We start from the raw sequence: 20020 nt of genomic DNA, 5'->3' as shown, positions 1-20020 counted from the left end.
TCATCGGAATGAATGCATCTGGAGTAGAGAGTTGGATCGCAGCTCGCAGCCGCGCGTTTGACAGCAGTGGTATTCGCAAAGTCTTCGACTTGGCAGCCAAACTGAAGGACCCGATCAACCTGTCGATCGGCCAGCCGGACTTTGATGTCCCGGCCACCGTCCAAGAAGCTTGTGTGAATGCCATTCATAATCGCAAGAATGCCTATTCGCCTTCGCAAGGTATCGGTCCCTTGCGTGAGCGTATGCAGCAGGACATTCAAGCTCGATACGGACATTCCGATCGCGATGTGTTCATTTCCTCTGGTACCAGTGGTGGGCTGGTGTTGACCATGTTCTCGCTGGTCGATCCGGGTGATGAAGTCATTATCTTCGATCCGTTCTTTGTGATGTACCCGCCTCTGGTGAAACTGGTGGGCGGCGTGCCCGTGATGATCGATACGTATCCAGATTTCAGGATCGATATTGATAAAGTGAAAGCGGCGATCACGCCCCGCACCAAACTGATTCTGTTTAATTCACCAGCCAATCCCACTGGCATTACGCCCAGTGTGGAAGAAGTCAAAGCGCTGGCTGAGTTGGCCGCCGAACGCAATATTGCACTGGTCTCCGACGAAATCTATAGCCAGTTCGTGTACGAAGGACAACTGGTTTCACCAGCCGACTACAATCCCAATACGATCGTCATCGACGGTTTTTCCAAGAGCCATGCCATGACGGGTTGGCGCGTGGGTTGGGTCCATGGTCCCAAGGCGTTAATTGAAACGATGATCAAGTTTCAACAATACAGCTTTGTCTGTGCTCCACAACCGGCACAGTGGGCGGGACTGGCCGCGCTGGATGTTGACATGGCCGGTTATCGAAGTGATTACACTCACAAACGCGACATGATGTTCGATGGTTTGAAAGATCGTTTCGAAATCGTCAAACCGGGCGGGGCGTTTTACTTATTCCCCAAAGCACCATGGGGCACAGGTTCGGAGTTTGTCACGGCGGCCATCAATCGCGGTATCTTGATCATCCCTGGCAACATCTTCAGCCAGCGTGATTCGCACTTTCGTATCTCTTACGCAGCTTCCGACCAGATGTTGCAGCGCGGTATCGAAGCCCTAAACAAACTGGCTGAATCTCCCGGCGGTTAACCAAAGCCCATGCGCATCGGTGTTTACGAATGGGCCAGTTGTGGCGGAGCAAGTCCAGGCAACGACTTGCCCGAATCAATCCGCCGCGAAGGCTGGGCCATGTGCCAGGCACTCATCAACAGCCTGACGCACTGTGGCATAGGCTTCCAGCCTGTGTGTGGCATAGGCTTCCAGCCTGTCTGTGGCATAGGCTTCCAGCCTGTGTGTGGCATAGGCTTCCAGCCTGTGTCTAGCACAGCCTCCCAGCCTCCCACCACTATCCCACCGGACCAACCACAAAACAAACACAGCTTGGAAGCCTATACCACTTGCGACATGATCATCGTTATCGCGCCGGAGTCCGATGGCATTCTGCTGGATAGCTTGGACTGGTGCAGTCGACGCGGTATGCCGACCTGCAACTGCGATCAAGAGTTTGTGGTGGCCACCAGTGACAAATGGCAAACGGCTCGACGACTGCAAACCCATAGCCTGCCTCATCCGCTAACTTGGCTACTGAGCGAGATCGATGTTCCAGAACTGGAACGCTTGACAGTAACCGACTGGGTGCTGAAACCTCGCGATGGCTGCGGCTGTGAGGGCATCGAGCGTGTGGCGACCAGCGAGCTGACACAAGCGTTGGCCCAACGACAATCGCAGGCGGAGCGTTGGATGCTGCAACCCTGGCTGAGTGGTATAGCCTGCAGTCGCTCAGCCATCGTCGATGCCCATGGTCAATGTCATTGGTTACCCGTGGTCAGACAAAACCTACAACAACTCGATGGCCAGCTGAAGTATCGGGGTGGCTCGATCGAACCTGATTTTCCGTGCAGCGTCGAGAGTGCAGAGCTGTTGACTGCGGCTCTGCAAGCCATGCCGGGTAAGCCGCGCGGCTGGGTGGGAGTTGACTTTCTATGGAATGAAAGCAGCTTGCACTCACCCTTGACGATCATTGAAATCAATCCTCGCGTGACTACTAGCTTTGTGGGCTTGGCCGATTGTTTTCCACCGCTAGCGGGCCAGATTGTGCAGGCCTGTCGTGGCGAGCCAGTGACACTGCCGCAGCACTGGAGCGGCCACCGCTTTGTCGCGTGACAGCGTAGCGGAAGCCGTCAAGGCTTTCGAGTTCTCCTGACAGCGTAGCGGAAGCCGTCAAGGCGTTCGAGTTCCATGGTGAAGTTGAAAGTGCAGATCGAAATGCTTGACGCATTCCGCCACAGAGAATTTTCGAAATGCTTGACGCATTCCGCTACGATTGGAGGCGTCCCACAGCCCGTCAACGATGGTCTATAATAGTCACCTTGAATCTGTTGTGGATTGTGGGACCGATGGCGGGCCGCGCGGTCACGGTAATCAAATCTGCTTAATTGAAAGTTTTGGGTAATGAGTACTTCGATCCAGTCGTTAATCGATTGCGGCACCAAGCTGTATCTGGATTCGGTTGATCCCGATCTAGTCAAACAGAATATCGCTTGGGGAGCGGTGGGAGCCACCAGCAACCCAGTTATCATCAGTGCCTTGCTAGCGGGCGGTCGATATGACGACGAATTGCGCAAGTTGGCTGAGGGCGATATGGATGATGAAGCCATCGCGTGGCAATTGACCGACCAGGTTGTTAGCGCGGCTCAGCAAGAGTTCTTTTCGACTTGGCAACGCAGCCAAGGCAACTCGGGATGGGTCAGTTTCGAGCTCGATCCATTAATCGAAGATCCCGAACGCGACATGCCGCATGCTCAACGCGTGCGTCGCTATGTGGAACTGGGCCAACAGTGGTCGGCCGGTCATGCCAATCGCATGATCAAAGTTCCGGCTACTCCGGCTGGAATCGAAGCCGTGGAACACCTGGCCGCGGCCGGTGTCACGCTGAACGTTACCTTGATCTTTACCATGGATCAGTACGTGGCGGCCCGCGATAGTGTGTGGCGCGGTGCTTCGCGATTGAGTTCGCTGGCCAAGTTCAAGAGCGTGTACAGCATCTTCGTTTCGCGCGTCGATCAGTTCACCAAGAGCAAAGTATCGCAGCTCTCCGCAGATGCTCAAGGTTTGGTGGGTATCGTCAATGCCAAACGCATGTGGCAAGCCAATCAGGCGTTCTGGAAGAACCATCAGACGCCGCTGGAGCAAGAGATTATCTTTGCCAGCACCGGTACCAAGGACCCTAGCGATCCACCTTGGAAATATGTGGATGCGCTAGCTGGTAGCGATATTCAAACCAATCCCCCCGAGACCAACGATGCTGTGTCCAAGAGCGGGCGCACGTTCACGCGTAAAGTCGATCAGATGCCCTCGGCGGCCGTTCTGGAAGAGATCGATCGACTAGTCGACTCACAAGTTCTGCATGCGGCCCTGATGAGCGAAGGCATTGAAAAATTCGCCACTCCGCAAAAGAAGTTGCTAGCCACCATCGCCCAGCGCAGAAACGTTGTCCGCGCTTAGTTGGTAGCCACCGCTAGTAGGTAGCCACCGCTAGTTGGTAGCCACCGCTGCCAAGCGGTGGATTTCGCCGCTAGCCGAGTCCACGGTCCACCGTCGGGCGACGGTGGCTACCCAGTAGCAAACAATTTACAGTAGCATGCCTGCGATACAGGCAGTCATCAATGTGGCAACTGTGCCGCCCAGCATGGCTCGCAGACCTAGCTGGGCGATTTCATTGCGGCGCGCCGGTACCAAGCCCCCGATGCCGCCAACTTGAATACCAATGGCACCCAAGTTGGCAAAGCCGCAGAGCGCGTAAGTCATGATGGTTTTGGTGCGCTGACTGATCACCGCCGGTTCTGCTTTTAGCATTTCGCCGAGTTCTTGATAGGCCACCAGTTCGTTGGCCAGCATCTTGGTGCCCAGCAATTGCCCGGCATAGCCACATTCGCTCCATGGCACGCCGATCAACCAGGCGACGGGTGAGAATACTGTGCTGAAGATGCGCGACAACGTGAGTGTAGGCAAGCCTTCGCTACTGCGAAAGCCGATGAACCAACCGGCTTGTCCCAAAAGAAAATTTGCCATCGCAATCAATGCCAGAAACGCAATCAACATGGCACCAATATTGAGCGCCAGCTTCAAACCATCGCTGGCTCCATCCACGGCTGCGCCTATCAAGTTAACGCTCGGACGTTCATCACCCAGTTTCAGCGAAGCATTGACTTCCGCATTTGGTGCTTCGGGCAACATGATCTTGGCAATCAGCAGAGAAGCAGGAGCCGAGATCACGCTGGCGGTAACCAAGTGCCCAACGTCGACGCCAAAGCCGCTGTACACTCCTAGAACGCTGGCGCTCACATTGGCGAAGCCACCGACCATCATCGCGTTGAGTTCCGAACGGCTCATGGCTGGAATGAATGGCTTGATCACCAGCGGAGCTTCGGTATGACCCAAAAAGATATTCGCGGCCGCCGCCAAAGTTTCCGGACCGCTGGTCCGCAGCGACCGTTGCATGATCCAAGCCACACCGCGCACGACCCACTGCATGACCCCCAAGTGGTACAGCACGGCCATTAGGCTGGAGTAGAAGATCACCGTCGGCAGAACACCGAAGGCGAATGTGCCTAGTAAGAACTTAGATTTTCCATCGACGGCATCAGCATTCCACAGTCCAAACACAAACGAACTGCCCTCTTCCACGAACAGTTGCATCTGGTTAACCGCCGCATTGGCTTGCGAAAAGAACTGTGCACCCCACTGCGTGCGCAACACCAGCGCGGCCAAGACGAACTGCAGCACTAGACCACCGACCACAATGCGCAGCGGGAATCGCCTGCGATCCGAGCTGACGAGCCAACAAATTGCAATCAGTACCGCCAACCCCAACAGACTGCTAAGCCGCGCAAAAATATCGGACATGATCCCTCGGCCAAGAAAAACGATCACAAGTCAATGCGGCTACGATTCTAACAACTCAGCCCGCTATGTGTTGTAGAGCAGCTGTCCTCAGCTGCTCAGAACCCTCTAACCAAAGTTCCTTCCGACCGATGGACCAGTGTGACAGGCAAACGACTTGCCGGGTGCTGAGCGGCTGGGGACAGCCGCTCTACACTGACTTACTTCGGCAAGAAACCATTTAGCATGTTTACGTACTGCATGCCCAAGCGTAGGACCATGTAACCGATCATGGCCATGACGGTCAGCCAGATGGCCAGGCTGGCGATGGTGGCTATCGTATTCAAAGCGGCTTTGGCGCGTTCGCGATACTGCAGAGCCAAGTGATCGAGCGATTCCGTTTCGGTGCCGCTCAGTTCGCCCAAATGAATGGCTTCGACGAACTCTTGCGGAAAGACTTTGGCGATGTCGATCGCCTGGCCAAACGAATCGCCGCGTTCGATTGCCTCAAGAGCTGAATCCATCGCGCGGATGTAATACTGGTTGCCAGTGGCCATGAAAGCTTGTTTAGTACTACGTTTGGCTTCGACACCCGCGTTCAGCAACATGGAAAGCGTCATGCTGAAACGCGACACGCTCAGAGTCGTCAAAGCGGTTCCCAAGGTGGGAATGCGTTGGACGATCGGTGTCAGGTATCGATGAGCGTTAAACCAATTCTTCCAGATTCCGAAGATCAGTGTCCCCACGACAAAAAACACCGACCCGACGATGCCACAGTAAACGAAGAAGCCGCGCACGCCGGTCAGCCCGGTACCGCTGGCATCGTAGACCTCGGCGGCTTGTGGTGTCATGATGCCTTGGATCAGAATCGTCATACCGATAATGCCCACAGCCATGACGAGCTGAATGCATGGCCAGGCGATGCGCTGGAAGAAATAGTTGCGAGTCTTCAGCAAGTCATCGTAGTAGTCCGCCATGTAAGTGAAAGTCGATTCAACTCGACCTCCCAGTTCGCTGGCGTGAACCATTTGAATCAGCAGCGGCGGAAAATATTTCTGGGCACCGAACATCGCTTTCGCCAACGTCGAGCCGTCGCGGACTTGGTCGGCCACCGCCCGCATGACCGCCCGGTGCTGTTGATCGCCGGTGCGGGCTTCGGTTTCCAGAACGCGCATGATATCGACGCCCGCGCGCAGTCCCACCCCCATGCGTCGACAGAAATTAGCCAGCGGCCGGAGTTTCATAAGCACGTGGACACATCCAATTCGGGATTAGGGCACTCTTCGTGTCAGGGCAAACTCAGCCCCGAACGAACTAAAGATTCCAAGAAAGAAAACATGGAAAGCTCTGCGGCGTGCTCGTCTAATTGTAGTCGAAGCTTGCGCGACGGTAGCAGCCATAAACGTTGGCTGCCTGGAAAGAAAAACCGGCGAAGCCGACCAAATTACGTACTCTACGCACTCCGCGTCGTCTTCCTGCAATCTCTTCGTTTTCAGCTGTTCCCTAGCCGATGGCCGCGAGTCTATAATATCCTGGCCGATCTACTGACAATCACTGACACACCTCTTCAAATACTATGCTTCAAAATCAGCAGCCTCGTAAACTTCAACTGACCGAAGCCGGCCGCAACAGTATGCGAGCCGCCGGACGATTCAACGCCCAATTGCTGGACTACGTTCGCGATTTCATCAAACCCGGCATTACGACGCTCGAAATCGACAAACTCGTCCACGAATTCACCATTAAACATGGTCATACCCCGGCTACGCTCGGGTACATGGGATATTCGAAAAGTTGTTGTACCAGCATCAACGACGTTATCTGCCACGGCATTCCCGATGGAACGATTTTAAAGTCGGGCGACATCATTAATGTCGACGTCACGTCGATCGTCGCCGGTTGGCACGGCGATCAATCGGAAACTTTTTTGGTTGGCGAAGTTTCCAGCGAAGCCAAAGCGGTAACCCAGTGCGCCTTGGACTGTTTGTTCCTGGCAATTGGTGCGCTTTATCCAGGCTGCCCGGTTAGCGTAATCGGAGATGCGATTGTCGCCGAAGCCCACAAGCGTGGCTTTTCGGTGGTGCGCGAATATGTCGGCCACGGCTTGGGACGCGACTTTCATCAACCACCCAACATTCCCCACGTGCCCGATCGCAAGTCGCGACAAGAACGTTTGATGCCTGGCATGTGTTTTACAGTCGAGCCGATGATCAATGCGGGCAGCCGCTTCACGCGCTTGGATAAAGCAGATGGATGGACCGTTCGCACGCGCGACATGAAATTGTCGGCACAATTTGAACACACTATTCTCATGACTGAGACCGGACCAGAAATTTTGACACTGACCAAGAATGGTCCTCGAGCTGGCCACAAATTTTAAACGCGTCGGTGGTCAAACTCGCCAGGTCAGCATCAACTTGAGTACATCACAAGAGCAACGCTCGTGGGTCGGTCCGCTGCAGATTGCGCTGGCCGGTGTGTTGTGGAGCACTAGCGGCTTCTTTGCAAAAGCGCCGTGGTTTGAATATTGGCCCGTTGAATCGCGAGGATTGTTGCTGGCGTTCTATCGCAGCCTGTTTGCCATCCTGATTCTGCTGCCGCTCATCCGGAAACCGACCTGGCGATGGCAGATGGCGCCAATGATCGTTTGCTTTGCGGTGATGATCTGGTCATTTATGTCGGCCATGGTTCATGGACCGGCTGCCAATGCAATCTGGCTGCAGTATCTCGCGCCGGCTTGGGTCATTATTTTGAGCATCGTATTCTTGCGCGAAATGCCTACACGCGCGGACATGGTCATGTTCACTCTGTGCGCGTTAGGCGTGGGCCTGATCTGCGTCATGGAATTCCGTTTCGGTTCGGTATATGCCACCGTTCTGGGCATTCTCTCAGGAGTTACTTACGCAGGTGTGATTCTGTGCTTGAGAACTATGCGCGGCGTTGATTCTGTGTGGCTAATCACGCTCAATCACACCGGCAGCGTGCTCCTATTATCACCTTGGGTGTTGACGACGGAACATCATGTCACGGTCAATAGCATGCTGGCCTTGGCGCTGTTTGGTGTCTTTCAAATGTCGTTGGCTTACATTCTGATGGCCCGCGGTCTACGTCATACCGGGGCCGCGGAAGCTTCGTTGCTAACCTTGATCGAACCGGTGTTGTTACCGCTGTGGGTCTTTGTGGCCTGGCACAATCATGTCAGCTACGAAGCACCACCGGTCTGGACCTGGATTGGCGGCGGTTTAATTCTCGCGGGCCTGGTCAGTCGCTATCTGCCCAGCGTCTTGAAGTGACCGTCACCTCCACCGCGCAGCGGGGGAGGTCGCAGACGAGGCGTTCAGCCTTCGTCTGCGGGAGGGGGCCATGCGCTAGGCAAGACTCCAGCGGTAACAGCTGTAGCCGAAGTCGCCAGACTTTGGACGCGTCACCAATCGATTCCCAATCTCTGGCGAGATCGGCTACGTGCCCAGACGCCTCCCGAATCTCGCTACGCCTCGATTCGACCTCCCCAAGGCGAAGCCTTGGAGAGGCTATTGGGCAGAGCTGCGGCTGCCACGTGGCGAGGCGCCGATGCGAATATCGTCGGGCAGCGGACGAGCGGCGGCGAGAAAGCCTTCGCGATAGAGAGAGTTTTTTAGTTCGCGAAACTTCGCAAACGAATCGGGATAGACCCAGACGGTGACCACAGTTTCCGCTGGTACGCGGCTGCTCATCTCACCGCGCAACATGCCGTTACTGCTGAGTGCCTGCTCAAGTGTTTCACCTGTGTTCTCAGGCGTGACATCGATTTCGAAGCGTTCCAATTCGAAGCCACCAGGAATAGCCACCATGCGATAGTGCATCATGAAGCCATTGATGGGACCAAGTTTATCGTCGAGCGCTTTCTTGTTAGGTGCGCGGCGGGCGGCCAGTGGTGCATGTTCCTTGAGCGTTGAGACCAGTCGATCCCAGGGGATCACCGTCACGCGACCATCTTTTAGTCGAATATGCATCTCTTTGGTGAAGACCGTTTTGGCCATTGGCGTGGGCAAGTGTTCCAGAATTATCTTGCTGCGTTTGTTTTCCGGTTTCTCGTTGAGCTTGTCGCCGAGTTCCTTGAGTTGGCTTTCAAGTTGCGACAGCTGGCTACTCTTCTCTATATGCTCACGTTTCTTCTCATCGACTTCTGATATACGCTCATCGATGGAAGCTTGCGCGAGTGCCTTTTGTTCGAGCAATCGATCGCGTTCGAGTCGACGGTATTCAGTTTCGGTCGCGTACGCCTGTAACTGCTTTAGATTATCCATGGCGGATTCACGCAGACGTTCCGCTTCGGCGGCTGGTTCCAGCGCCGCGTCTACAATGTCTTGCTGCTGGATCTCGCGACTCATCACTTCGGCAGCCACACGCGTCTTGCCACCAATCAGCACCACGAGAATGATCAAGATGCCTACCAGGTTGGCAATGGTATCCAAGAAGGAATCTTCGCCAATGTTGCCTTGTTCTTCGCGTCTGGCCACTTGAGCAACCTTTTATGAGTTAACGGGATTGCCCGCCGGTGGTCCCCGGCTGTACGAGTTGAATATCCAGCCCGCTGCCGTCCAGAAGTCGCGTGAGCTGTTTGTAGCGGAGGTCAGCGCGCGGCGCGACTTCCACTTGCAGCACCGGTTTCCAATATCCGCCGGCCAGGGCGTAGCCCCATCGATCCATGCGCTCGGCCACAATTTTGGCCAGCTGTTCCGCACTGGTTTGCAGCGAGACATCCAACATGATGGTCACGGATTTATCCTTGCTGCCGGCATCGGGCAGGATCACCCAGCGGTCTTCATACACAGAGATGCGAATGTTGCGCACGACTGCGGTTTCGCGCGGTGGTCCAGCGGTCCAAGCCCAATTGCGGCCTTTGCGTTTGGCGACCGCTTCGGCATCTTTCTTGGCATCTCTGCTCTGCATCGACATGCTGGCGGTGGGAGAGTCCTGCTGAGAGCTCATTTGCTGTGGGCTGCCGCTAGAGGATCCGAAACCTTCCGAGTTGGCACCGGCCTGTTGAGTGCCGCCAGTACCGCCGTCGGCCGACTGCGCCGCCATGTCGCCTTGCACATCAGTTGTACCGTTTTGTTTAGAGCGAGCGGCGTTGAGCGCATCGCGGAAACTACCTTGCGATTTGCCTGAGCCAGTTGGATTGCGCGACGACATTTGTCCGCCGCTTTCGCCCATCGGCTGACCATCGCTAGTCTGTCCATCGCCATTGCCACGCGTGTATTGATTGCCACCCAACGCAGCTTGTGCAAACGATGGAGTGCCGTTGGCAGTTTCCGTTTGACCATTGGCCGACAATGCTTGCCCTCCGGGTGGATAAGCACCGGTGCTTGAGGCATCATTGGGATTGCTCGGCGCAGTTTGGCCACCGGTGGCAAAGCCTCGCAGCCCTGAACCGCTTTGACCGTTCATACCGTTACTGTTACCTGGCATTGAACCGGACGGAGAGTAACTGGAGCCATCGGGTGAAAATGCGAAACCGCCGCGACCACCGGTCAGCGATGAACCTGTGGCTGAGTTCATCATTGAATCGCGGTTGCCTTCGGAATAGGTAGGGCTGTGGTTGGCCAGTTCGCTGCCGCCGGTACCTGAACCATATCCACCGGGTCCAAGTCCCCCACCTGCACCGGTCAGTTCACCCTCGCCACCGCCCCAACTGCCTTCGCCGTCGTTAAAGGTAATGTTGTCTTCGTTCAGATCTTCGATCGCTTTTCGATAACGACCAGGCATGGCCATTACCAAGGCGGCCTGTCGACTGCGTGCGGTAACCAACGTGCGTTCAAGTTCTTTGACTAGTGACTGTTCGCTTTCTGGAAACGTTAGTTCCAGCGTGTCTTCGATCAGTTCATAACCAAACTGATCATCCCAACCGGCCATGGCCATGCGTGCCAGTGCATAGGTGCGAATACCAGAGGATCGCACGACCAGCAGCGGATAGGCCGATGAATTGAGTGCGCCAGCCGGTGAGTAGTAGTTGCGCACCGTGCGCAGAGCTGCATCCAGTGGATTGCCTGGACCGTAGGGTGGTTTCAAATCGCTTAAAGGGATGAACACGCCTTCGGGTTGGATCAGGATGCCATCGGCTCGACATTCCAAGTAAATCGGTCGGCGATGCGTGCCGCTGGTGCCCTCGTAGGGGATGATCGCAAAGACTGGCTTTTCATTGCTGGGTTTAGCCAGTTTGTCTTTCAGCTTCTCCGCGGCTGCGGCCAATTGCTTTTGCATATCGGTCAGGGCAGCTTCGACTTTCTCGACTGAATCATCAGCCGATGATTGTTGGTCGATGAGTTCGGAAGTTTTTTCGAGTTGTTCGAGTTCTTTGGCTAGCTCGACCGTCTGACGCTCGAGCGCTTCGAGGCTCATGCGTTTCTTTTCGATTTCGAGTTGGATTTTTTCGCGATCTTCGCGGAACGATTCGCGAACTGTCTCGACTTTCGATTTCAATTCTTCAACGCGCTGAGCGCGAGTATCGATGGCTTCTTTGACCGAAGCTTGAGACTGACCGACGATCAGCACCAGTATTAAAACGAGGGCGCCCACCGTACAGAGCAGTACGGCCAGGAAGGGAAACAAACTGGGCGCATGGTCACCGCGACCGCGTTTGCCGCTCATGCCGCTTTCCTCGAGCCCTCTTGGTCATCTTCATCTGGCTTGCGAATGACGCGCGGCTTTACGGGCGCTCCGCGAATGATGCCCGCGCGTTCCAAGCTGGTCGCCAGCACCGCCACAGCTTCGCTTACACCGATGCTAGTTTGTTTTAGCTGCTCGATCATGGCAAAATTGCCGAAGCTCTCACGCACTACATCTTCCAGCTTGGATAGTTCGCAAGTGCTAGTGACCAGGCGTTCGATCGCTTCGGTCTGGCGCACCAATTCTTTCTGCTGTCCGTGCATGACTCGAGCCTGGTCGCTGAGAGTGATCTGCCACTGTTGCCAGCGCGCGTCGACCTGGCGACCAGCTTCTTGTTGAATGCGTTCGATCTCTTGGGCATGCTGAGTTAATGACTTGTCGAGCGACTCGCACAGAGCCAGACGCAGTTGATCACTGCTGATCGTGGACCAGCTAGACCACTGCTTTTGCGTTTCGGTGATGGAGCGAGACCAAAGGGTCGCTTGTTGTTCGACAAGTTGGTGGACTGCGCTGACCAGGTCGTCGGCCATTTGGCGTACTGGGACTAGCAGATCTTGTTCGACTTGACGCGCATCGCTGCCCAGGAATTCAATCAGGTTATCGCGGACCACTTCGTCCATCGAACTCAGCAGTCCGGTTTCGACGCGACTGACCGTGAACTGGATAAAGATGGCAGTGATGGTTAGCACCAGTGCAATGGCTGTAGTGTCAAAGGCTACGAACAGACCCGAGGTCATTTGTTTGAGGGCGGCTTGTGATTGGCTGGCCAGCAGTTCCGTATCGAGTTGTCCGAGCGTATCCGAGATCCCGATAACGGTGCCCAAGAAGCCCAGCATGGGCATAGCCCACGAGATGATGCGCACGATCGAGTAACTTTCGTGCTGCGCATCGCCTTCGGCTTCGGCCAGTTCACGAATATCGGTTTCCAGAAGCGAATATTTGCCGCGTTTGATTTGTCGCTCGATGATTTCAGCTACGCGGCGACCGATCCAACTATCGCGTTGAGATTGAGGCAGCGAGAGCCAGTGAGCTTCCAGCCATAACGAGCGTTGGCTGCGATTAACTTCTTCACCTTCTACTACATACTTGTCGAGCAACTGGCCAACCGACTGCGTGACACGTCGTTGCGAGTAGGCGTTGCGCAGTTTGATGGCCATGCCGACGAAGGCGATGAAAAACAGCCACACGGAGGCTTCGGCGACGGGATGGCACAAGCAGTAGCGTTTCAGCAGCGCGTTGTCCAACGGCCCGTAGAGCAGCAGGCCGTAAAAGACTAGCGTCAGGGCCGAGCCCATGATGAATGCCGGAACCAGTGGCAGTTCGAAACTGCTTCGCGGTCGCGTTGAAAATAAGCTTCCCATGCCAGGCCACCATCCATGGTTTCGTAAGTGCACACAGTCGTCCGCGCGAATTGTGCTATTCTCCGCCTCCTGAGTAAAGGTGAATTTATCGAGATCCCCTCTGGAGTAGAGCGGCTGTCCCCAGCCGCTCGGCACCCGGCAAGTCGGCAACCTGTACCCCTGGTCCTCACCCCAGCTCTGTCCCCCGCGCTAGGATGGGGGACAGACTTCATGCAACCAATGCTGGCTAAACAACCACACGTCTGTCCCCGCGCAATCGTTCGGGGACAGACCAGATACTGTTTGACCAGCTCGGTCGGAGGAAGCTTTGATGTAGAGCGGCTGTCCCCAGCCGCTCAGAACCCGGCAAGTCGGCAACCTGTACCGCTGGTCATTCACCCCAGCTCCGTCCCCGTGCTCGGATCGGGGACAGACACCACGCAACCAATGCTTGCTAAACAACCACACGTCTGTCCCCCGCCGAGCGTTTGGGGACAGACCAGATGCTGTTTGACGAGCTCGGTCGGAAGAAGCTGTGATTAGAGGGTGCTGAGCAGCTGAGGACAGCTGCTCTACGATAGCTCGGGGACAGACCAACGACTGTTAACAAACGTAATGGTGGCATTGGTTGTCACATCAATGCTGTCTCAAATGGCACAGCGCTCTCAAGGGCAATGCTAGCAATCGACTTTGCGTGTGGAAACAGACGCTTGTGTGCGGAGCGTTTGCGCGACCGGTACAGATTCTTGTCTTGACAGTTTTCTTGATTCGGGACACGCTGGTAACACTTCACTGGGGACATGGTGGTCCGTACAGTGAATGCGGGGCAGCGATGGATGCTGCTGAACATATTCTGCAAGTGGCAAGGAGGCCGCAATGAGCGCGTCGCGTCCGTGTTTTGGCGGTGCAGTCAGTCTGCGCAATCTGCTCGATCGGGCAGTCTTTGTGGGTGCCGAAGATATCGTAGCTCAGCGCTGCGTGGGTCGAGCTGAACTGTGCCGGCCAGGCGACCTGTTTGTGCCTCAAGAATTCGCAGGCCGCGACGAACATGAGGCGATCGTCGAAGCAGTGGCCCGCGGGGCAGCCGCCGTCGTCGCCGAACGACTCTTGCCGGTCAATATTCCGCAGTGCCTGGTCGAAAATAATCGCCAGGCCTTTGGCCAAATTTGCCAAGCCCTGGTCGGCTCTCCCTCGCAGCGCATGTTGACCATCGGCGTCATTGGCACTCATGGCAAGACATCGACTTCGCTATTTGTTTCCGCCATGCTCAAAGGCGTCGGCGGCGGGATCGGTTACTATACATCGCTCGGTTCGAGCGATTCAGTTACTTGCGATCGCACTACTACTCAACAACCCTCGGCCCGCAAGTTGGCGGACTGGATGAGCCGAGCCGATCAAGCGGGCTCTCCAGCTTTGGTGATCGAAATTGGTCAAGCCATGTTGCAACATCATGCAACGGCAGGCGTCGAGTTCGATCTGCTGATTCTGACCGGTCTGCGCAGTGGCCAGCATCGCGGCCACGCCTCGCAGCGCCGCTATTCACAATGGCTCGACGAGATGATGAATCAACTCAAGCCGCATGGCATGGTGCTTTATAACGCCGACGATGCCAATGTCGCCCAGTGGGCAGCCAACACCGATTGCACCGCGATTGGTTATGGACTAGATGCCAGCGAACACATTCGCGGTAAGCGTCTGTCGCGAGCCGGCGGTCAGCAACAGATTTTGATTCGCGCCGCCCATACTCTAATGCCGCTAACGCTGAACATGCCCGGCGACCACATGGCGCGCGCTGCCCTGGCCGCAGTTGCAGCCGGTTGGATGTTCGATTTCCCGCTGGGCGAATTGATTCCAGCCGTCGAGAAACTGCCCTCGATTCCTGGCCGCATGCAGCGCATCACAACTTCCGTGGATGTGCCCGTCTTTATCGACGCCGGCGATACACCGGATCGAATTGCCGTCGCCCTGCATGCGTTGAAGCTACATCAGTTTGGCCCCTGTACAGCGGTGGTCGATTTGAACGAGCGCTTGCATCCTCAGTGGCGCACGCGACTGGGCGAAGTGCTGCAAAAAGCGGGCACGCGCGTCGTGCTGACCGGTAGCGCGCTGACCTGCGAACAAACTCGCAATGCAGCCATGGACGTTCTCGGCGGTCTAAACAAGCCCGGAATGCACGAAATCATCCCGAATCGCGCGCAAGCGATTCGTTGGGCGATTCATAATACAGATAGAGGCTGCATTCTACTGGCTGGCTGCGGCAGCGGAGTTTGGCCGACCAGCACGCCACAATTATCGGCAACCGACGAATCTGTCGCAAAACTAGCGCTAGCTGAAAAACAGTCCAATCTGACCAGCGTAGTACAGTCGGCCACAGCACCTCTGCTAAGTATCTTTCCGCCTCCAAGCAGCGGTGGTGTGGTGAATTGAAAATTTTTTCAAGTTTTGCTTCATTCACCATTGACGTCTAAACGGACCTTTCAGTATTCCCTTAATCATCCAGCAAGCACTGCGACTTTGGCTCTGGCTGACCTGAGATACGGTTACCCAACCGAATCCTGCCGAGCCCGGTTGCAGTCCCGTTCATGGAGGAACACAGTCCCCGCACTGGCTTGCAATACACGGATGTTTATGACCAATGGAAGCTCTGTCGTTAGTTGTGGTTTTGCGGGAAATCACAACTGGCCTCCCTCCTGGGTCGGAGCACAATGTCGATCGGTTTGCGGTTTCTGGGTCAATCGCAGCCGGTTGGCGCTTCGCGGCAGAGCTTAGTCTGCGCACCGGGGCGACCATGTGTCGTCCCCGGTGCCAGGAATCAATCAGGCCACGTCCGGCAGTGCCGGCCGTGGCCTGAATTTTTTCTGCTTTTTTGTTGGAGTTCCTCTACCTCTCCAACCGATGGCCTAACGATAAGCCATCTTCTCTATGGCAAACTCCGCTCTTTAATGGTTTAAATCGATGGCCGGTATCCAAACGTCAACGGGGCTGATATCTGGTGTCGCCATCACCGACACTGTCGATCAGCTAATGTCGATCGCCGCTGCACCGCGCGATCGTCTGAACTCACTCAATTCTGCACTGCAAAAAAGACAAGTGGCCATCGGCCAGTTGACCGCTTTGGTTATTGGTGTGCAGCTATCGACCGACCAACTCGGTCGCTCGACACTGTTCAATCAAACCAAAGTGCAAAGCTCGGCCAGTTCACTCTCGGCCACTGCCTCAGCCTCAGCCAAGCCAGGTAGCTACCAGTTCGTACCAATCCAACAGGCTCAGCAACAACAATACACCAGCTCCGCACTCGCTTCGTCCGATCAACTGGTCGGCGCCGGCGAGGTCGAAGTGCATGTCGGCGGATTCCTGGATAGTTCGGTCACCCTCGACACACTCAATGGCGGCCAAGGCGTCGCGCGTGGACAGATTCGCATCACCGATCGCAGTGGTGCCAGTGCCACCGTCGATCTGCGCTTCGTTCACACAGCCAACGATGTCATCGACGCCATCAATTCCGCCACCGATATTCGCGTCTCAGCCAAACTGGATGGCGATCGATTCACCTTGGTCGATACCTCGGGCGGAAGCGGTTCGATATCGGTTACTGAAATTGGAAATGGTGTCACCGCCCGCGATCTGGGTCTAGCCGGCGTCACTTCCGCCACCAACACCTTATCGGGCACCGATGTCGTATCGATCTCTCGCACCACATCGCTCCGCAGCTTGCTGGATGGGCGTGGTGTCCAGTTCGCGTCTTCGTCGAGCGCATCGCTGGACTTCACACTGCAAGATGGCAGTACGTTTGAATACAAGTCGAACCTCAGCAGCAACAGCGCCAGCGTCGGTCAATTGATCGACGCTATCAACACCGCCGGCAGTGGTAAAGTGCGAGTCAGCATCAATTCTGCTGGCAATGGTTTGCAAATCGAAGACCTAACGACCGGCTCGGGAACTTTCGCAGTCACATCACCCAAAGGCACACTGGCGCGCGATTTAGGTTGGAACGTAGCCAGCACCGGCGGTACACTAACCGGCGCCCAACTGCAGAGCGGACTAGGTGACGTGCTCCTATCGAGCCTCAATGGCGGTAGTGGATTGGGACAACTCGGCAGTCTCGATTTAACCGATCGCAGTGGCGCGACAGCCACCGTCGATCTATCATCAGCCACAACGATCGGTGATGTCGTTGATCTGATCAATGATTCAGGCATTGGTATCAATGCGCGACTGAATGATACGCGCACCGGGATCTCCTTGGTCGATACCAGTGGCGGGACCACCACCAGTATTGCGGCGACCAGCAGCGATACGACGGCCAGCAAGCTGGGGCTGAGCACAACAACCGATCCAGCCAAACTAGTCGGCAAGAGTCTCGAACGCCAATGGATCAACGATAACACTCTGCTCAGCGATTGGGATCAAGGTAGAGGTCTGACTCTATCATCGATACGCTTCACCAATTCCGCAGGCCTGCAGTCGGCGATCAGCTTTACGCAAAGCAACTTGCCTAAGACCGTGGGAGAACTGTTGCAGACGATCAACACCTTCGCCACCGGCATCGAAGCGCGCATCAACGAAACGGGCGATGGACTGCTGTTGATCGATAAAGCAGGTGGCGCAGGTCAGCTGTCGGTTGCCGATGTGGGCGCAGGCAAGACGGCGGCGCAGCTCAAGATCGCCGGCACTAGCGCCGCAGCCACCGTCGATGGCAACAGCGTTCAAGCCATCAATGGCAAGTTGGACTTCAAAGTCAAAACCACCGACGTCGATACCATTAGCACGCTAGTCACCAAGCTGAACGAAGCGGATGATACGATCAACGCCAGCGTTTTGAACTTGGGTGTGGGCGGAGTGCGACTAGCGGTCTCCAGCGCCGCCAGTGGCTTGCGAGGCCGCGTCGCCTTGGATACCTCCACCCTCTCGTTGAGCTTTTCGGAAACGCTGAAAGCCCAAGATGCCCTGCTGTCAGTGGGCGGCTCGTCGCAAGGCGGTGGCCTATTGGTCAATTCCTCCAGCAACACCTTCCAAGACATAGCGCCCGGCGTCACCATTACCGTTAACGAAGCCTCGCGATCGGTGGTAACGGTCGATGTCACGACCAACAATGATGCCGTTTCGAAACAACTAACCACGGTGGTCGACCAGTTCAACAAGCTGAAAGACAAGCTGAGCGAACTGACCTCGTTCGATGCCACCAGTTTTGCATCAGGAGTTTTGTTTGGTTCGACCGAAGCCCTGCGGATTGATATTTCCTTCGGGCAATTGTTCTCCGGCATCCATCGAGGAGCGGGCTCATTTCGCTCGATTGCCGAACTGGGCGTCTCGTTTAATGAATCCGGTAAGCTCGAACTGGACAAAGACAAACTGGCCGCCGCGATCAGTCGAGATCCCGATGGTGTTCAAGAGTTCCTGACCAACACCGAAAAAGGTTTTGCCGCTAAAGCCAAAGAGGTATCCGATTCACTCGCAGGCACCAAGGGTGGCTCTCTCTTGCAACGCAATCAGACTCTGCAAACACAGATTGAAATCAACTCCAAACGCATCGATTCCTGGACCATTCGGCTCGATTCTCAACGCACGCGGATGCTGACGCAGTTCTACAACATGGAAACTGCCATCGCTAAGATCCAAGATAACCTAAAGATCATTAACAGCATCCAGAATATTACGCCTAGCACGTAAGCAACCGCATGTAGCCGATCTCGCCAGAGATTGGAAATCGATCGGTGACGCCTCCAAAGTCTGGCGACTTCGGCTACAAGATTCGATCTCCGTCACCTCCCCCAAGCTCGCTTGGGGGAGGTCGCAGACGCGGCGCTTGAGCCGTCGTCTGCGGGAGGGGGGCACAGCGCTAAGCAAGACACTTTCGATACTATCCAACAGCACTGCCAAGCCCCCTCCCGAATCTCGCAGTGCCTCGATTCGACCTCCCCAAGGCAAAGCCTTGGAGAGGTGACCGTGCCGCCGCATTGCCTTTGGTTGCGAGACGGGAGACAATATGCAGCGGTTTCTTAGAACTACACAAGTGGATAGTGGTTGTGCCGATGTTGATTTTTGATGCTCACCTGGATTTGGCTCTCAATGGTGTCGATTGGAATCGTGATTTACGCAATGCCCTCGACGATATTCGCGCGCAAGAGATCTCATTGGGGATGACCGGTCCCGGGCGCGGCAAAGGGACGCTCAGCTTGCCGGAGTTGAAGCAGGCGGAGATCGGTATTTGCTTAACGACGCTGTTGGCCCGACAGGAGAAAGAGATCAACCATGTAATGGGCTGGATCTCGCCGCATGCCTGCTACGCAATGGCTCATGCGCACCTGGCATACTACCGCGCGTTAGAGCGAGATGGTTTGATGCGGATGCTCAAAACGGCGCAAGACCTGCGCGACCATGTCGACAATCTCAAGAATCGACCACAAGAGACGCCGCTAGGATTTGTGCTGACGATGGAAGGTGCCGATCCGGTTCTAACTCCCGATACGATCCATGAATTCTATGAACATGGCTTGCGGGCCATCGGTTTGACTCACTATGGCGCTAATCGTTACGGTGGTGGTACCAAGTGCGAAGTAGGTTTGAGCATCGATGCAATTCCGCTGCTCAAGAATATCGAAGCGCTCGGCATGACCCTGGATGTAACTCACTTGTCGGATGTCGCCTTCTGGCAAGCTCTGGATAATTTTGGCGGCCGCGTCCATGCCAGCCATCAGAACTCGCGACGCATTTCGGACTGGCAAAGACAATTCAGCGATGCACAGTATAAAGCCGTCATCGAGCGCGGCGGCGTGATCGGTATGGCTTGCGATGTCATTATGATGCAGCATGGTTACGTGCGCGGCGTCACACCACCAGCGGAGAGCCTGCTGCGATTGGTCGATAACGTCGATATCGTTTGCCAACTGGCCGGTAACGTCAATCATGTGGGCATCGGCAGTGATTTGGACGGCGGTTACGGCAATGAACAAACACCCGTCGATCTCAATCGTATTAGCGACCTGCAAGTATTGCCCGATATGCTTGCCAAACGCGGCTACACGGCCAGCGACATCGAAGCCATCATGCACGGCAACTGGCTGCGGTTTTTTGGTGAGGTGTTGCCGTAGAAGGAGAAAC

At 55.6% G+C, this 20020-nt stretch carries 13 protein-coding genes; 8 read left to right on the top strand and 5 right to left on the bottom strand.

Features of this window, described 5'->3' with window-relative positions:
- The first annotated feature begins 8 nt into the window (after positions 1-8).
- The 3 genes from SH573x_RS08690 to SH573x_RS08680 all read left to right on the top strand — a co-directional run bounded on the left by SH573x_RS08690 (position 9) and on the right by SH573x_RS08680 (position 3554).
- A complete protein-coding gene (locus SH573x_RS08690; RefSeq protein ID WP_479354210.1) occupies positions 9-1139 on the top strand; it encodes a pyridoxal phosphate-dependent aminotransferase in 1131 nt (376 codons plus the stop codon).
- A gap of 9 nt (positions 1140-1148) precedes the next feature.
- The gene (locus SH573x_RS08685; RefSeq protein WP_479354208.1) at positions 1149-2213 is read left to right on the top strand and encodes an ATP-grasp domain-containing protein; all 1065 of its coding nucleotides are present in this window, start codon (positions 1149-1151) and stop codon (positions 2211-2213) included.
- Positions 2214-2501: 288 nt separating this feature from the next.
- Positions 2502-3554 (top strand): transaldolase family protein, encoded by a 1053-nt coding sequence (locus SH573x_RS08680; RefSeq protein WP_479354207.1) that lies wholly within the window; start codon positions 2502-2504, stop codon positions 3552-3554.
- Between the two features lie 126 nt (positions 3555-3680).
- Here SH573x_RS08680 and SH573x_RS08675 read toward each other — a convergent pair whose 3' ends face one another.
- A complete protein-coding gene (locus SH573x_RS08675; protein ID WP_479354205.1) occupies positions 3681-4955 on the bottom strand; it encodes a NupC/NupG family nucleoside CNT transporter in 1275 nt (424 codons plus the stop codon).
- Positions 4956-5152: 197 nt separating this feature from the next.
- Positions 5153-6175, bottom strand: a complete 1023-nt coding sequence (locus SH573x_RS08670) for a type II secretion system F family protein (protein WP_479356677.1) — start codon at positions 6173-6175, stop codon at positions 5153-5155.
- 332 nt (positions 6176-6507) lie between these two features.
- Between SH573x_RS08670 and map the strand changes: the two genes are divergently transcribed.
- Together map and SH573x_RS08660 are read left to right on the top strand one after the other, a co-directional pair.
- On the top strand, positions 6508-7311 hold the full coding sequence (gene map, locus SH573x_RS08665) for a type I methionyl aminopeptidase (protein WP_479354204.1): 804 nt from the start codon (positions 6508-6510) through the stop codon (positions 7309-7311).
- Positions 7283-8224: a DMT family transporter gene (locus SH573x_RS08660; RefSeq protein ID WP_479354203.1), complete on the top strand. Its 942-nt coding sequence runs from the start codon at positions 7283-7285 to the stop codon at positions 8222-8224. The genes map and SH573x_RS08660 overlap by 29 nt, the downstream gene beginning before the upstream one ends.
- A gap of 237 nt (positions 8225-8461) precedes the next feature.
- On the opposite strand, the gene SH573x_RS08655 is transcribed toward SH573x_RS08660, so the two are convergent.
- From SH573x_RS08655 to SH573x_RS08645, 3 genes are read right to left on the bottom strand one after another with little or no spacing between them, the layout of a single operon-like run.
- The gene (locus SH573x_RS08655; protein ID WP_479354201.1) at positions 8462-9430 is read right to left on the bottom strand and encodes a hypothetical protein; all 969 of its coding nucleotides are present in this window, start codon (positions 9428-9430) and stop codon (positions 8462-8464) included.
- 19 nt (positions 9431-9449) lie between these two features.
- Positions 9450-11561 carry a zinc ribbon domain-containing protein gene (locus SH573x_RS08650; protein ID WP_479354199.1) on the bottom strand — a complete coding sequence of 704 codons (2112 nt, stop codon included), beginning with the start codon at positions 11559-11561 and terminating at the stop codon, positions 9450-9452.
- Positions 11558-12940, bottom strand: a complete 1383-nt coding sequence (locus tag SH573x_RS08645; protein WP_479354197.1) for a MotA/TolQ/ExbB proton channel family protein — start codon at positions 12938-12940, stop codon at positions 11558-11560. Before SH573x_RS08645 ends, SH573x_RS08650 begins: the two co-directional genes overlap by 4 nt.
- Before the next feature lie 855 nt (positions 12941-13795).
- On the opposite strand from SH573x_RS08645, the gene SH573x_RS08640 reads away from it, so the two are divergent.
- From SH573x_RS08640 to SH573x_RS08630, 3 genes are all read left to right on the top strand, one after another.
- Positions 13796-15346, top strand: coding sequence for a Mur ligase family protein (locus SH573x_RS08640; protein WP_479354195.1), 1551 nt, complete (start codon positions 13796-13798; stop codon positions 15344-15346).
- 528 nt (positions 15347-15874) lie between these two features.
- Complete coding sequence (gene fliD, locus SH573x_RS08635; RefSeq protein WP_479354194.1) at positions 15875-18589, top strand: flagellar filament capping protein FliD; 2715 nt, start codon at positions 15875-15877, stop codon at positions 18587-18589.
- A gap of 362 nt (positions 18590-18951) precedes the next feature.
- On the top strand, positions 18952-20010 hold the full coding sequence (locus SH573x_RS08630; RefSeq protein ID WP_479356676.1) for a dipeptidase: 1059 nt from the start codon (positions 18952-18954) through the stop codon (positions 20008-20010).
- Positions 20011-20020 lie beyond the last annotated feature (10 nt).

The organism is Rania fehmarnensis (assembly GCF_056494185.1).
The sequence above is the reverse complement of the archived record's forward strand: the minus strand, read 5'-3'. Positions and strand labels throughout refer to the sequence as shown.